This is a genomic window from Micromonospora sp. DT201 (genome assembly GCF_049841575.1).
Taxonomy (GTDB): domain Bacteria; phylum Actinomycetota; class Actinomycetes; order Mycobacteriales; family Micromonosporaceae; genus Micromonospora.
Genome location: NZ_JBNCKP010000009.1, coordinates 184,978 through 198,645, shown reverse-complemented (window position 1 = coordinate 198,645; position 13,668 = coordinate 184,978). Strand labels below are relative to the sequence as shown.

The 13,668-nt window shown below is 68.7% G+C and carries 12 protein-coding genes and 1 riboswitch; of the genes, 6 read left to right on the top strand and 6 right to left on the bottom strand.

Annotation, left to right across the window (positions count from 1 at the left end):
* The first annotated feature begins 6 nt into the window (after nucleotides 1-6).
* Genes ACLQ28_RS17620 through ACLQ28_RS17610 form a run of 3 tightly spaced genes read left to right on the top strand, consistent with a single transcriptional unit; the run spans nucleotide 7 to nucleotide 1,850 of the window.
* The gene (locus tag ACLQ28_RS17620; RefSeq protein ID WP_425687353.1) at nucleotides 7-354 is read left to right on the top strand and encodes an ArsR/SmtB family transcription factor; all 348 of its coding nucleotides are present in this window, start codon (nucleotides 7-9) and stop codon (nucleotides 352-354) included.
* Entirely contained in the window at nucleotides 351-1,427 is a 1,077-nt protein-coding gene (gene arsB / locus ACLQ28_RS17615) for an ACR3 family arsenite efflux transporter (protein ID WP_425687352.1), read from the top strand. Before ACLQ28_RS17620 ends, arsB begins: the two co-directional genes overlap by 4 nt.
* A gap of 15 nt (nucleotides 1,428-1,442) precedes the next feature.
* Nucleotides 1,443-1,850 carry an arsenate reductase ArsC gene (locus tag ACLQ28_RS17610; protein WP_425687351.1) on the top strand — a complete coding sequence of 136 codons (408 nt, stop codon included), beginning with the start codon at nucleotides 1,443-1,445 and terminating at the stop codon, nucleotides 1,848-1,850.
* A 32-nt stretch (nucleotides 1,851-1,882) separates the two neighbouring features.
* Here ACLQ28_RS17610 and eno read toward each other — a convergent pair whose 3' ends face one another.
* Entirely contained in the window at nucleotides 1,883-3,148 is a 1,266-nt protein-coding gene (gene eno / locus ACLQ28_RS17605) for a phosphopyruvate hydratase (RefSeq protein ID WP_425687350.1), read from the bottom strand.
* A 118-nt stretch (nucleotides 3,149-3,266) separates the two neighbouring features.
* On the opposite strand from eno, the gene ACLQ28_RS17600 reads away from it, so the two are divergent.
* Complete coding sequence (locus tag ACLQ28_RS17600) at nucleotides 3,267-4,181, top strand: MerR family transcriptional regulator (protein WP_425687349.1); 915 nt, start codon at nucleotides 3,267-3,269, stop codon at nucleotides 4,179-4,181.
* Nucleotides 4,182-4,400: 219 nt separating this feature from the next.
* On the opposite strand, the gene ACLQ28_RS17595 is transcribed toward ACLQ28_RS17600, so the two are convergent.
* Nucleotides 4,401-5,396, bottom strand: a complete 996-nt coding sequence (locus ACLQ28_RS17595) for a ribonucleotide-diphosphate reductase subunit beta (protein ID WP_425687410.1) — start codon at nucleotides 5,394-5,396, stop codon at nucleotides 4,401-4,403.
* 47 nt (nucleotides 5,397-5,443) lie between these two features.
* The gene (locus ACLQ28_RS17590) at nucleotides 5,444-7,762 is read right to left on the bottom strand and encodes a ribonucleoside-diphosphate reductase subunit alpha (protein ID WP_425687409.1); all 2,319 of its coding nucleotides are present in this window, start codon (nucleotides 7,760-7,762) and stop codon (nucleotides 5,444-5,446) included.
* 196 nt (nucleotides 7,763-7,958) lie between these two features.
* A riboswitch (cobalamin riboswitch) is annotated at nucleotides 7,959-8,175 on the bottom strand.
* Nucleotides 8,176-8,513: 338 nt separating this feature from the next.
* Here ACLQ28_RS17590 and ACLQ28_RS17585 point away from each other — a divergent pair.
* Both ACLQ28_RS17585 and ACLQ28_RS17580 read left to right on the top strand, forming a co-directional pair.
* Nucleotides 8,514-9,908, top strand: coding sequence for an enolase C-terminal domain-like protein (locus ACLQ28_RS17585; RefSeq protein WP_425687348.1), 1,395 nt, complete (start codon nucleotides 8,514-8,516; stop codon nucleotides 9,906-9,908).
* Nucleotides 9,909-9,916: 8 nt separating this feature from the next.
* Nucleotides 9,917-10,639: a FadR/GntR family transcriptional regulator gene (locus tag ACLQ28_RS17580; RefSeq protein WP_425687347.1), complete on the top strand. Its 723-nt coding sequence runs from the start codon at nucleotides 9,917-9,919 to the stop codon at nucleotides 10,637-10,639.
* A 7-nt stretch (nucleotides 10,640-10,646) separates the two neighbouring features.
* Here ACLQ28_RS17580 and ACLQ28_RS17575 read toward each other — a convergent pair whose 3' ends face one another.
* From ACLQ28_RS17575 to ACLQ28_RS17565, 3 genes are read right to left on the bottom strand one after another with little or no spacing between them, the layout of a single operon-like run.
* Entirely contained in the window at nucleotides 10,647-11,465 is an 819-nt protein-coding gene (locus ACLQ28_RS17575) for an ATP-binding cassette domain-containing protein (RefSeq protein ID WP_425687346.1), read from the bottom strand.
* Complete coding sequence (locus ACLQ28_RS17570; RefSeq protein ID WP_425687345.1) at nucleotides 11,465-12,517, bottom strand: ABC transporter substrate-binding protein; 1,053 nt, start codon at nucleotides 12,515-12,517, stop codon at nucleotides 11,465-11,467. The genes ACLQ28_RS17575 and ACLQ28_RS17570 overlap by 1 nt, the downstream gene beginning before the upstream one ends.
* A gap of 40 nt (nucleotides 12,518-12,557) precedes the next feature.
* The gene (locus ACLQ28_RS17565; protein ID WP_425687344.1) at nucleotides 12,558-13,565 is read right to left on the bottom strand and encodes an ABC transporter permease; all 1,008 of its coding nucleotides are present in this window, start codon (nucleotides 13,563-13,565) and stop codon (nucleotides 12,558-12,560) included.
* Between the last annotated feature and the right edge of the window lie 103 nt (nucleotides 13,566-13,668).

Genomic DNA, 13,668 nt, shown 5'->3' with positions numbered 1-13,668 from the left:
AGAGCAATGTCTAATCAAGCGGCACCGGACCTGTCCTGCTGCCCCTCTCTGGCCGATCGGCGGGTGCCGGCCGAGGCCGCGGCGGTGCTTGCGTCCGCGTTCAAGGCCCTCGGCGACCCGGTGCGGCTGCAACTGATGTCGATGATCGCCTCCGCCGAGAGCGGCGAGATCTGCGTCTGCGACCTGACCCCCGCGTTCGACCTGACCGGTCCGACCATCTCGCACCACCTCAGGACGCTGCGCGAAGCGGGCCTCGTCGACGCCGAGCGCCGAGGCACCTGGGTCTACTACCGCGCCCGACCGACCCTCCTGCGCCAGCTCGCCGCCCTGCTCACCGTCGCGCCGGCCGCATGAGCACCACAATCCGGAGCGATTCGCCGGAGAGTGCCGTGGTCGGTCGCCTCTCCCGACTCGACCAGTTCCTACCAGTCTGGATCGGGCTGGCGATGGTTGCCGGGCTGCTCCTCGGCCGGCTGATCCCCGGCCTGAACAGCGCGCTCGACTCGGTGACGATCGGCGGGATCTCGCTGCCGATCGCGGTCGGGCTGCTGATCATGATGTACCCGGTGTTGGCGAAGGTTCGCTACGACCGGCTCGACACCGTCACCGGCGACCGCCGACTCCTGATCTCCTCGCTGGTCCTCAACTGGCTCGTCGGCCCCGCGGTGATGTTCGCCCTGGCCTGGATCTTCCTGGCCGACCAGCCCGCGTACCGCACCGGCCTGATCATCGTCGGCCTCGCCCGCTGCATCGCCATGGTCATCATCTGGAACGACCTCGCCTGCGGCGACCGGGAGGCCGCCGCCGTCCTGGTCGCGCTCAACTCCGTCTTCCAGGTCGTCGCCTTCGGTCTGCTCGGCTGGTTCTACCTCTCCGTGCTCCCGCAGTGGCTGGGCCTGTCCGGCGCAGAGTTGTCGATCTCGGCCTGGGACATCGCCCGCAACGTGCTCATCTTCCTCGGCATCCCGCTGCTCGCCGGCTATCTCACCCGCCGTCTCGGCGAGCGTGCCAAGGGCCGCGCCTGGTACGAGGCCCGCCTCCTGCCCAGGATCGGCCCCGCCGCTCTCTACGGGCTGCTGTTCACCATCGTGATCCTGTTCGCCCTGCAGGGCGACGCCATCACCAGCCGCCCCCTGGACGTCGTCCGCATCGCCCTGCCCCTGCTGGTGTACTTCGCGCTGATGTGGGCGGGCTCGTACACCCTCGGCCGGGCCATCGGCCTGGGCTACGAGCGCACCACCACCCTCGCCTTCACCGCCGCCGGCAACAACTTCGAACTCGCCATCGCCGTTGCGATCGGCACCTTCGGCGTCGCCTCCGGCCAAGCCCTCGCCGGGGTCGTCGGCCCACTGATCGAAGTGCCCGTCCTCGTCGGGCTCGTCTACGTCTCCCTGTGGGCGCGTCGCCGGTTCTTCACCACCGCTTGATTGAGAGACATCACCATGAGCGACAAGCCCAGCGTCCTGTTCGTCTGCGTCCACAACGCCGGCCGTTCCCAGATGGCCGCCGGCTGGCTACGCCACCTCGCCGGCGACACCGTCGAGGTCCGCTCGGCCGGCTCCGCGCCGGCCGAGACGGTCAACCCCGCCGCAGTGGCGGCCATGCGGGAAGTCGGCATCGACATCACCGACCAGACCCCCAAGCTCCTGGAGTACGCGGCCGCGGAGTCCTCCGACGTCATCGTGACGATGGGCTGCGGTGACGCCTGCCCGGTCTTTCCCGGCAAGCGCTACGAGGACTGGCAGCTGGAGGACCCCGCCGGCAAGGGCGTCGAGGCCGTCCGCCCGATCCGCGACGAGATCCGCACCCGGGTGGAGAAACTCCTCACCGAGTTGAGCCCCACCACCTGACGTGTGGGGGCGCACCGCGCGCCCGGGTGTCCTCAACGACTCCCGGCGTAGATGGCGCGGTCGCCGAGCTCCTCCTCGATGCGGATGAGCTGGTTGTACTTGGCGGTGCGGTCGGAGCGCGACAGCGAGCCGGTCTTGATCTGGCCGCAGCCGACACCCACGGCCAGGTCGGCGATGGTGGTGTCCTCGGTCTCGCCGGATCGGTGCGACATCACCACCCGGTAGCCCGCCTTGTGGGCGGCGTCCACCGTCGCGAGGGTCTCGGTGAGCGTGCCGATCTGGTTGACCTTGACCAGGATGGCATTGGCGTAACCGCCGTCGATCCCGTCGCGCAACCGGTCGACATCGGTGCAGAAGACGTCGTCGCCGACCAACTGCACGCGCTCCCCCGCCAACGCGGTCAGTCGCTTCCAGCCATCGAAGTCATCCTCCGCCATCGGGTCCTCGATCGAGCTGATCGGGTACCGGGCCACCAGGTCGAGCAGGTAGTCGATGTGCTCCTCGACGGTGCGCTTGCGTCCCTCGCCGACGTAGTCGTAGACGCCCTCGCGGAAGAACTCCGAGCTGGCCGGGTCGAGGCAGATCAGCATGTCGGTCCCGGGCTCGTAGCCGGTGTCCTCGATGGCGCGCACCACGAACCGCAGTGCCTCGTCGGCGCCCGTGAAGTTCGGCGCGAAGCCGCCCTCGTCACCGACACTGGTGTTGTGACCGGCGGCGGCCAGGGACGCCTTCAGAGTGTGAAAGACCTCCGAGCCCATCCGGACCGCCTCGGTGAAGGTCTGCGCTCCGACCGGGGCGATCATGAATTCCTGGAAGTCGAGCGGATTGTCGGCGTGCGCGCCACCATTGATGATGTTCATCATCGGCACCGGCAGCAGGCGGGCGCCGACGCCACCGACGTAGCGGTAGAGCGGCTGCCGGTGAGCCAGCGCCGCCGCCTTCGCAGTCGCCAGGGAGACCGCCAGGATCGCGTTCGCGCCCAATCGGCCCTTGTTCTTCGAACCATCGAGGGCGATCATCGTCTCGTCGATCAGCGCCTGGTCCTCCGCGTCGAGGCCGAGCACCGCATCGGCGATCTCGCCGTTGACAGCGGCGACAGCCGTACCGACGCCCTTGCCGTGAAAGCGCGTCCGATCTCCGTCGCGCAGCTCGATCGCCTCGTTCGCCCCCGTCGACGCGCCGGACGGAACGGCGGCCCGGCCGACCGATCCGTCCGTGAGAACCACATCCGCCTCCACGGTCGGGTTCCCCCTGCTGTCGAGGATCTGCCGACCGCGCACCCGACTGATTGCCGTCATCACACACTCCCTGCTCAGGATGCCTTTTCGAAACCAGACTGGCAGGAAACGGCGGCCGTGGCACCGCGACGATGAACACGTTGACCCGTACCCCAGGGTGCGGGTTTAGGGTCGCAGGATGCGAGTGGGTGAGTTGGCACGTCGGACCGGGACCACGGTCCGGGCACTGCGGTACTACGAATCGGTCGGGCTGGTCGTGCCGCGGCGGCTGGGCAACGGCTACCGCGAGTACGACGCGATCGCCGTGCGGCTGGTGGCACAGATTCGCGAGCTGATGGCGCTCGGCCTCACCGTCGAGGAGACCCGCCCGTTCGTGGAGTCGATCGCCGATGGTTCCGACGACTCCGACGTGTGTGCGGCAGCAGTGGCCACGTACCGCAGCACCATCACCAACCTGCAGGAACGGATCGGCAAGTTGACCGCCCAGCGGGACGCGCTGGACGCCCGCCTCGACGCGGCCGCGACTCAGGTCGTACCCGGCGGTCACGCAGTCGACGCGGATCCGGCCGCGCTGATCGGCACCAGATTGCCGTCTCTGTCCTTCTACGGCACCGATGGCCGTCCGGTCGACCTCGGCGCGCTCGGCGCCGGGCGAAGCGTCATCTTCGTCTACCCCCTGACCGGACGGCCGGGCGTCGACCTGCCCAACGGGCTGCTGGAGATCCACGGCGCGCGCGGCAGCACCGAGCAGGCCGCCTGGTTCCGCGACCACCACGCGGAACTCCGCGCGGCCGGCGCTGCCCGGGTGTACGGCCTGTCCGCGCAGTCGACCGGCTATCAGCGTGAACTCGCGCACCGGCTGCGGCTGCCCTACCCGCTGATCCCCGACCCGAGGCTGACCCTGGCCGACGCACTGCGTCTGCCGACCCGCACCGCAGGTGACATGACGCTCTACGAGCGGCTGACCCTGATCATCGCCGACGGCGAGGTCGAACACGTCTTCCACCCGATTCCGGACCCGGCGTCGCATCCTCTGCACGTGATGCGGTGGCTCACCAAGCGACGCCCGGCATCCGGATCGGTGGCCGCCTAGAAGTCGTCGTCGAACTCGCCGCACTGCTCAGTTGGTCGACGGCCATCCAGGCAAAGGTGTCTACGTCGCAGAAGCCCAGAGCTGACCGCGCCCCTTCCCCGCGATCTTGCAGTTCCTGTCGCGACATAAGAGAGCATTGCGCACATATCAGCAACCGAAAGTGCAAGATCGCGGGGAAGGGTCATTGCTCGTAGGCACCGCGTGGGCCGAGGTCGCCGCCTAGAAGTCGTCGTCGAAGGCGACCGTGCCGGTCACCCCGACCTGGTACGCCGACACCCGCCGCTCGAAGAAGTTGGACAGCTCCTGCACGTCCTGCAACTCCATGAAGGCGAACGGGTTGCTCGACCCGTAGTGCGGCGCGATGCCGAGCTGGGCGAGGCGGCGGTCGGCGACATGCTGGAGGTACTCCCGCATGTCGGTCAACGTCAGGCCGGGCACGCCGTGGCCCAACAGGTCCTCGGCGAACTGCACCTCACACTCGACAGCCTCGGTGAGCATCTGCCGAACCTGGTCGGCGAGGTCGTCGTCGAACAGGTCCGGCTCCTCGCCGCGGACGGTGTCGACGACGTCGAACGCGAACGCCATGTGCATGGACTCGTCGCGGAACACCCAGTTGGTGCCGGAGGCCAACCCGTGCAGCAGGCCACGGGAGCGCAGGAAGTAGACGTACGCGAACGCGCCGTAGAAGAACAGGCCCTCGATGCAGGCGGCGAAACAGATCAGATTGAGCAGGAACGTCCGCCGGTCGTCTCGGGTCCGCAGCTCCCGCAGGTCGTTCAGCGAGTCGATCCAGCGGAAGCAGAACTCGGCCTTACGGCGGATCGAGGGGATGTTCTCGATGGCCGCGAACGCCTCGAAGCGCTCGGTCTCGTCCGGCACGTACGTGTCGAGCAGGTTGAGGTAGAACTGGACGTGCACTGCCTCCTCGAACAGCTGCCGAGACAGATAGAGGCGACCCTCGGGGCTGTTGACGTGCTGGTAGAGGTTGAGCACCAGGTTGTTCGCGACGATCGTGTCGCCGGTGGCGAAGAACGCCACCAGCCGGCTGACCAGGTGCCGCTCGGCCGGCGACAGCTTGTCGAGGTCGGCGAGGTCGGCGTGCAGGTCGACCTCCTCGACCGTCCAGGTGTTGCGGATGGCGTCGCGGAACCGGTCGAAGAAGTGCGGGTAGCGCATGGGGCGGAGGGTGAGGTCCATCCCGGGGTCGAGCAGCATGTGCGTGGTCCTCGTGTCGGCGGTGTCGGCGATGGGCTCGGCGGTGGTCACTGGCAGGCCTCGCACGACTCGGGGTTCTCCAGCGAGCAGGCCAGCGCCTCCGCGTCGGTCGCCGGCGGGGCGACAACACCGACGGTGGCCTGTTGGATCCGCGTGGCGGGGCGCGAGCGCAGGTAGTAGGTGGACTTCAGCCCGGCCTTCCAGGCGTACAGGTACATCGAGGAGAGCTTGCCGATCGTCGGTGCGGCCAGGAACAGGTTGAGCGACTGGGACTGGTCGATGAACGGGGCACGGGCGGCGGCCAGGTCGATCAGCGCCCGCTGCGGCAGCTCCCACGCGGTGCGGAACAACTCCCGGACGCCGGCCGGCAACTCAGCAATGTCCTGCACCGACCCCTCGGCCCGCTTGATCGCCGACCGGATCCGGTCGGTCCACAGACCGCGGGCCTTCAGCTCGCGTACCAGAGCGGTGTTGACCTGGAGGAACTCCCCCGACAGGGTCTCGCGCTTGAACAGGTTGGACACCTGCGGCTCGATGCACTCGTAGCACCCGGCGATCGAGGCGATGGTCGCGGTCGGGGCGACCGCCACCAGCAGCGAGTTGCGCAGCCCGTACGCCTCGACCCGCTCCCGCAACACGGCCCAGCGCGCGGTCTGCGTACCCTCGACGCCCCACAGGTCGGGCTGCAACTGACCCCGCGCGGCCCGGGTCTGCCCGTACGCCGGATGCGCGCCGAAGCGGCGCGCCAGGTCGGCGGAGGTCTCCAGCGCGGTCAGGTACAGCTCCTCGCTGATCCGGGTGGACAACTCCCGCGCGACCGGGGAGTCGAACGGCAGCCGCAGTGCGAAGAACACGTCCTGCAGGCCCATCAGGCCGAGCCCGACCGGCCGCCAGCGGGGGTTGCTCGCCGCCGCCTGCGGAGTCGGGTAGTAGTTGATGTCGATGACCCGGTCGAGGAAGGTCACGGCGGTGCGGACCGTGGCGCGCAGCCGCTCCCAGTCGATGCCGTCGTCGGTGAGGTGGGCGGCGAGGTTCACCGAACCGAGGTTGCAGACGGCGGTCTCGGCGTCACTGGACACCTCGATGATCTCGGTGCAGAGATTGGACAGGTGCACCACGTTGCCTTCTTCGGCGGTCTGGTTGCACAGTCGGTTGGCGGCGTCCTTGAAGGTCATCCAGCCGTTGCCGGTCTGGGCGAGGGTCCGCATCATCTTCCCGTACAAGTCCCGCGCCGGGACCTGCCGCACGTAGCGACCCTGCGCCTCGGCCTCCCGGTACGCGGCGTCGAAGCGCTCCCCCCACAGGTCGGGCAGCTCGGGCACCTCGTGCGGGTCGAACAGCGACCACATCTCGTCGGCCTCGACCCGGCGCATGAACTCGTCCGGGACCCAGTTGGCCAGGTTCAGGTTGTGGGTGCGCCGGGCGTCCTCGCCGGTGTTGTCCCGCAGTTGCAGGAACTCCTCGATGTCCGGGTGCCACGGCTCCAGGTAGACGCACGCCGCGCCCTTGCGCCGGCCGCCCTGGTTGACCGCGGCGACGCTCGCGTCCAGCGTGCGCAGCCACGGCACGATCCCGTTGGACTGCCCGTTCGTGCCGCGGATCAGTGCCCCCCGGGACCGGACCCGGGAGTACGCGATGCCGATGCCGCCGGCGAACTTGGACAGGTTGGCGACCTGGGCGTACCGCTTGTAGATCGAGTCCAACTCGTCGAGCGGGGAGTCGACCAGATAGCAGGAGGACATCTGGGTGTGTCGGGTCCCGGAGTTGAACAACGTCGGTGAGCTGGGCAGATAAGCCAGGCTGGACATCAGTCGGTAGAAGTCGATCGCCTCGTCCGGTGTCTGGGACAGCCCGCAGGCCACCCGCAGCAGCCAGTACTGCGGGGTCTCCAGCACCAGCCGGCTGGTGGGGTGGCGCAGCAGGTACCGGTCGTACACCGTGCGCAGGCCGAAGTACTCGAACCTCCGGTCCCCGTCCGGATCGACGGCGTCGTCGAGCATCGCGGCGTGTGCGGCGACGAACGCGGCGGTGTCGTCACCGATCAGTCCCTCGGCGTGGCCGGTCCGGATCGCCCCGCTGAACGAGGTGATGCCCTGCCGACGCACCTCCTTGTCGGCGTAGCCGGACAGGAGCCGGGCGGCGAGGCGCGAGTACTGCGGTTCCTCACCGATCATCTCGGCCGCGGTCTGGATGGACAGTCGGTCCAGCTCTGCCGTCGTCGCGCCGTCGTACAGGCCGCTGATCGTGCGGGTGGCGACACGCATCGGGTCGACGTCGGTCAGGTCGTCGGCCCACCGCTCGACCGCCCGGACGATCTTGTTCAGTTCCACGGGCTCGGTGGTGCCGTTGCGCTTGCGGACCTGCATCGGCGTCCGCCGCAGGGCCGCGTCGCCGCTGGCCGGGACTACCTCGGTGACTGTCACCACTCACTCCTCGCGAGTTCGAGACCTGATGGCCCTCGAACGCGTGGAGACAGACACCGGCGGACGCCACGCCATGCAGGCGTGGAGTCGGGTGGCGTCAGCCGTCCCACGCGGCCTCGGACCACCGCCTACCCGGGTGCGGGTACGCGGCGCGCTGGCAGGTCTTCGGACTCGCGGGCGCGACCGGGTTCACCGGTCTCCTACTGGCCGTCGCTTCCCAGACCGATTGGTGGCCCAGTGCTGATGACGGCGGTCGTTCCCACTCACCGCTGCGGGACAGTCCCGGATTTTCACCGGGTTCCCTCTTGCCTCAACCGCTCGGGATGAACGGCCGAACCAGCTGCGCTCGACACCATATATAGGGACGCTGCCGTTGTCACACCCCACATGTCGGTCCCGGGCGTGTCGGTGGCCGGCCTGGTGACGACCATCACCAACCTCGACGGCCATGCCCAGCCCTGGCCCGATGCACGGCAACCGATGCCCACACCAACGAGGCTCTGAGCAGGTGTCGACAATTCACAAAGGTGTGATGTATCGAGTCGATGGACGCAACGGACCCGACGCCTAGCCCAGCAGGGAAAGCATTAGATTTCCGCTGTTGATGGGTCATCGACGTCGTTGACTCGCCGGATCACCCATCCGTATACTCCAGATGATCATCTGATGTTTGGCCTAGTCGGGCGAGGAGCGCATGCCGCAGATCACTGCCGTCACCGTCGAGGACGTCCGCTTCCCCACCTCTCTGACCGCTGACGGCTCCGACGCCATGAACAAGGACGGCGACTACTCGGCGGCCTACGTCGTCCTGCACACCGACGGCGTCGACAGCGTGGGTGCGCCGCTCGCGGGCCACGGCCTGACCTTCACCATCGGTCGAGGCAACGACATCGTCGTCGCGGCGGCTGTCCATCAGGCCCAGCGCCTCGTGGGTCTGGACGTCGCGACGATGGCAGCCGACATGGGCGCGGTCTACCGCCTCCTCACCTCGGACTCCCAAATACGGTGGCTCGGGCCGGAGAAGGGCGTCGTCCACCTGTCGCTGGCCGCCGTGCTGAACGCGTCGTGGGACCTGGTCGCCCGGGTCGCCGCAAAGCCGCTGTGGCGGCTGCTCGTCGACATGTCCCCCGAGCAACTCGTCGACATCGCGGACCTGCGCTACCTGTCCGACGCGCTCACCCGGGACGAGGCACTGGCCATCCTGCGCGCCAAGGAGAGCACGAAGGCTGACCGTCTCGCCGAGCTCGACCGGACCGGCTACCCCGCCTACACCACCTCGGCCGGCTGGCTCGGCTACGGCGACGACAAGCTTCGCCGGCTGTGTCAGGAGGCGGTGGACTCCGGCTACGGCTATGTCAAGCTCAAGGTGGGCGCCAACCTCGACGACGACATCCGCCGGTGCGGGATCGCCCGGGAGATCCTCGGGCCGCACCGCAACCTGATGATCGACGCCAATCAGGTGTGGGACGTCGGACAGGCCATCGAGTGGGTCAAGGCCCTCGCCCAGTTCGAGCCACTGTGGATCGAGGAGCCGACCAGCCCGGACGACATCCTGGGCCACGCCGCCGTCCGCCGCGCCGTCGCTCCCATCGGAGTCGCCACCGGCGAACACTGCCACAACCGGGTGATGTTCAAGCAGCTGTTCCAGGCCGAGGCCATCGACTTCTGCCAACTGGACACCGGCAGGCTGGCCAGCATCAACGAGATCGTCGCCGTGCTGCTCCTCGCCGCGAAGTTCGACGTCCCGGTGTGCCCCCACGCTGGCGGTGTCGGGCTGTGCGAAATGGTCCAACACGTGTCGGTGCTCGACTACGTCTCGATCTCGGGGGACCTCACCGACCGTGTCACCGAGTTCGTCGACCACCTGCACGAGCACTTCACCGACCCGTGCATCGTCCGGGACACGGGCTCGGGCAGCGGCTACGTCCTGCCCAGCCAGCCCGGCTACTCGACGCAGATGCGCCCCGAATCGGTCGCGCTCTACCGGTTCCCCGACGGCGGTTACTGGGCCGCGGCCCAGCCGACTACCGTGTCATCTCCGGAGCCGTACGTGATCGCGGGTGGGACGGCCACCCCCGCCGGCCGCTAGGAGGTGTCATGTCGCGCACCGACGAGGTGGTGAACGGCATCAAGCGGATGATCCTCGAAGGAAGGTTCAAGCCCGGGGACCGGCTGCCCATCGAGAAGGACCTCGCCGAGTCGCTCGGTGTCTCGCGGGGATCGCTGCGCGAGGGGATGTCGGCCCTGTCGATCCTCGGCATCGTCAACATCCGTCAGGGTGACGGCACCTACGTCACCAACCTCGACGCGCCGCAGCTGCTGGCCCCGATGGGCTTCGTGGTGGACTTCCAGGGCCAGGGCGACCCACGGCACATCCACACCGTCCGGCGGCTGCTGGAGTGCGAGGCCGCCCGGTTGGCGGCGACCAAGATCACCGACGAGGCTCTCGCTCAGGCCGGGGAGCTGCTCGACGAGGCAGCCCGAATCGCCGGCCAGTCACCGCAGGACCACGAGCGGATCATGGAGATCGACATTGCCTTCCACCGGATCATCGCCGTGCACGCCGAGAACCCGGTGCTCGTCGGCCTGATCGAGGCCTTCGCCGGGCGCACCCTACGCGGGCGGCTCTGGCGGAGCCTGCACGAGGAGGGCGCGGACCGGCGTACCCATGACGAACATGCCGCAATTCTGAAGGCCCTGCGGGCACGCGACCCGGAGCGGGCCCGCATCCGGATGGCCAACCACCTGATCGGGGTGGAGGAGTCGTTGCACGGTCTACCCGACGACGGTGACGCGGGCGCCGAGCCGGCACGGTTCTGAGCCTCCGTCAGCGCTCGTCCCGTTCCACGCTGGTGCTTCCGGTCATCGCCGCGACCAGGTCGTCGGTGGTGACCTCGTCCGCGCGGAGCCGGGCCGCCCGCTGGCCGAGGCGCAGCACCTCGACCCGGTCGGCGATCTCGAGCACCTGAGGCATGTTGTGGCTCACCAGCACCACCGACATACCGGCGTCGCGGGCGCGTCGGACGACGTCGAGCACCCGCTGAGTCTGGATCACGCCGAGCGCCGCGGTGGGCTCGTCGAGGATGACCACGCTGGTCGCCCAGATGATGGCGCGAGCCACCGCGACGCACTGCCGCTGCCCACCGGACAGCATCGCGATCGGGGTGCTGACCCGGGGGATCCGGACGCCCAGCTCGTCGAGGGCCGCGGCAGCACCCTGCCGCATGGCGCGCTTGTCGAGCAGCCCCAGCCGACCGAGCGGCCCGGAGCGCAGGATCTCCCGCCCGAGATACAGGTTGGCGGCCACGCTGAGGTCGTCGGCGACGGCGAGATCCTGGTAGACGGTCTCCACCCCCGCGCGGCGCGCGTCCAGCGGGGTGGAGAACTGGACGGGAAGGCCGCCCACCCGGATCTCGCCCTCGTCGGGCGGGTGCACGCCGGACAGCGTCTTGATCAGGGTGCTCTTTCCGGCGCCGTTGTCGCCGATCAGCGCGACGACCTCACCCCGGTGGACCGTGAAGTCGGCGCCGCGCAGCGCCTCGACGTGCCCGAATCGCTTGACGATGCCACGGGCTTCGAGGACCGGTGGTTCGCCGGCAGTCGACTGCTGATCGCTGCCGGCGGTGGCCGTCGGGGTGGTGCCCATCACTGCACCGGGGGGTTGGCGCAACTCGGTTCGAGCACCGCCTTGATCTCCGCGGTGTCGATGTTCTCCTTCGTGACGAAGGTGACGCCGGTGTCCGCCGACGCCAGCGGAGCCTTGTCCCGGAGATGCTTGACCATCTTGTCGACGCCGAAGTAGCCCATCTTGAACGGGTTCTGCACGACCAGCGCCGAGATCTGACCGCTGCGCAGGCCGGCGACCTCGTCCGGGGCGGCGTCCCAACCGATGATGACCACCTTGCCCGACTTGTTCGCCGCCTGGATGGCCTGCGCGGCACCGAGCACGCTCGGCTCGTTGGCCGCGAAGATGCCGGCGAGGTTGGGGTTGGCCGTGAGGATGTTCTCGGTGACGCGTCGTGCCTCGTTGACGTCACTGCGGCTGGGCTGCTGGCCGACCAGCTTCAGATTGGGGAACTGGGCGAGGCCGGCCTTGAAGCCGTCGACTCGCTCGGTGTTGGTCTGCGATCCGGGCTGGAACTCGACAAGTGCCACCTCGTGGTTGCCGGGGCCAAGCTCGGTGGCGAGTAGCTTCGCGGCCTCGGTCGCCGACGCGCGGTTGTCGGTGGCGAACAGCGGCACGTTCGACGGCTGCGGGCTGGTGCCAGAGTCGATCATCGCGACCGGGATGTCCGCGGCGAGCGCCTTGTCTGTGGCGGGTGCCAGCGCACTGGAGTCCGTCGCCGCGTAGACGATGCCGTCGACCTTCTTGGTGACGAAGTTCTGGATCAGGTTGACCTGGCCCTCGACATCGGTCTCGGTGGTCACCCCGTCCCACTGGACGGTGACGTCCCCCGCGCGCTGCGCGGCGCACTCAGCGCCCGCCTTCACCGTGTTCCAGTAGTCAGCCCCGACAGCCTTCGGGACGACGGCGAGCTTCAACGGACCGCTCGCGTCCTTGGTCGCGCCGTCGCCTCCGTCGCGGACGTCGACCCCGCCGCAGGCGCTGAGAAGAGCGGTCGCCGCGGCAGCGGCCAGAATGGCCTGTGCGCGCAGGATGGGCCGTCGCGCCCGCCGGCTGGTGGTGGTGTGCGCCATGGTGCGTCTCCTTCCTCGTTCGGACTCTCGGAATGGCATGTCAACCCCGTGCTTCCAGCCGCCGACGGCGGTACTGGTCGAAGTAGACGGCGGCCCAGATGATCAGGCCGACGATCACCTGCTGGTAGTGGATGCTGATGTCGAGCAGGACCGCGCCGTTGCGCACCAGGGCGATGAGGAACGCACCGATGATGGTCCCCACGATCCGGCCCTGGCCCCCGAAGAGGCTGGCACCACCGATGACCGCGGCGGCGATGACATCGAGCTCCAGCGAGATCCCGTAGTTCGGCTGGCCGGAGTTGACCCGGGACGCGGCGATCATGCCGCCCAGCCCGACCAGCACACCCGCCAGCACGTACACCCCGGTCAGGTGACGCCGCACCCCGATGCCGGAGCGGCGGGCCGCCTCCAGGTTGGAGCCCATCGCGTAGGTGTGCTGGCCGAAGCGCGTCTGGGAGAGCAGGAAGGCAACCCCGACGGCGACGAGGACGGTGATCACCACGGCGAACGGAATGCCGACGATCTCCCCGTTGCCGAGCAGTTGGAAGGAGCGGGGCAGGCCGTAGACGCCGACCGCTCCGGTGATGATGAAGACGAGACCGCGACCCACGGACATCGTCCCCAGCGTCGCGATGAACGGCGGAATCCGGGCCACCGTCACCAGCAGGCCGTTCAGCAGCCCGGCCAGCGCGCCGACGCCGATCGCGACGGCCGTCGCCGCCCAGAGCGAGAAGCCGAGGTCGCGGACGACCATCGCCCCCGCGACGCCGGCAAGCGCGGCGACCGACCCCACGGACAGGTCGATGCCCTTCGTGATGATCACCATCGTCTGCGCCGTGGCGATGATGGCGATCACCGCGGTCTGCGCCCCGATGTTGAAGAGGTTGTCCGCCGTCAGGAAGTAGGGACTGGCGATCGTCAACGCGATGAACAGGACGACGAGCGCGGTCGCGGCGGTCAGCTCGGAGACGGCATGGGAGATCCGTTCCCGGAACCAATCGCTGAGATCACCGCGCTGCGTGCCGGCGGTCGCCTCGACGGTAGTCATCGTCGGACCTCTCATGCCCGCACCGCCCGTAAGAGACATGCCCGCACCGCCCGTACAAGATAGGTCGGATGTTTCCCTCGATCAGGCGTTACCTTGCCACGCA

Excerpts from the sequence above, each read along its gene's own strand:
- ACLQ28_RS17620 (WP_425687353.1), top strand. The coding sequence starts at position 7 with ATGTCTAATCAAGCGGCACCGGACCTGTCCTGCTGCCCCTCTCTGGCC.
- arsB (WP_425687352.1), top strand. The coding sequence starts at position 351 with ATGAGCACCACAATCCGGAGCGATTCGCCGGAGAGTGCCGTGGTCGGT.
- ACLQ28_RS17610 (WP_425687351.1), top strand. The coding sequence starts at position 1,443 with ATGAGCGACAAGCCCAGCGTCCTGTTCGTCTGCGTCCACAACGCCGGC.
- eno (WP_425687350.1), bottom strand. The coding sequence starts at position 3,148 with ATGACGGCAATCAGTCGGGTGCGCGGTCGGCAGATCCTCGACAGCAGG.
- ACLQ28_RS17600 (WP_425687349.1), top strand. The coding sequence starts at position 3,267 with ATGCGAGTGGGTGAGTTGGCACGTCGGACCGGGACCACGGTCCGGGCA.
- ACLQ28_RS17595 (WP_425687410.1), bottom strand. The coding sequence starts at position 5,396 with ATGCTGCTCGACCCCGGGATGGACCTCACCCTCCGCCCCATGCGCTAC.
- ACLQ28_RS17590 (WP_425687409.1), bottom strand. The coding sequence starts at position 7,762 with ATGCAGGTCCGCAAGCGCAACGGCACCACCGAGCCCGTGGAACTGAAC.
- ACLQ28_RS17585 (WP_425687348.1), top strand. The coding sequence starts at position 8,514 with ATGCCGCAGATCACTGCCGTCACCGTCGAGGACGTCCGCTTCCCCACC.
- ACLQ28_RS17580 (WP_425687347.1), top strand. The coding sequence starts at position 9,917 with ATGTCGCGCACCGACGAGGTGGTGAACGGCATCAAGCGGATGATCCTC.
- ACLQ28_RS17575 (WP_425687346.1), bottom strand. The coding sequence starts at position 11,465 with ATGGGCACCACCCCGACGGCCACCGCCGGCAGCGATCAGCAGTCGACT.
- ACLQ28_RS17570 (WP_425687345.1), bottom strand. The coding sequence starts at position 12,517 with ATGGCGCACACCACCACCAGCCGGCGGGCGCGACGGCCCATCCTGCGC.
- ACLQ28_RS17565 (WP_425687344.1), bottom strand. The coding sequence starts at position 13,565 with ATGACTACCGTCGAGGCGACCGCCGGCACGCAGCGCGGTGATCTCAGC.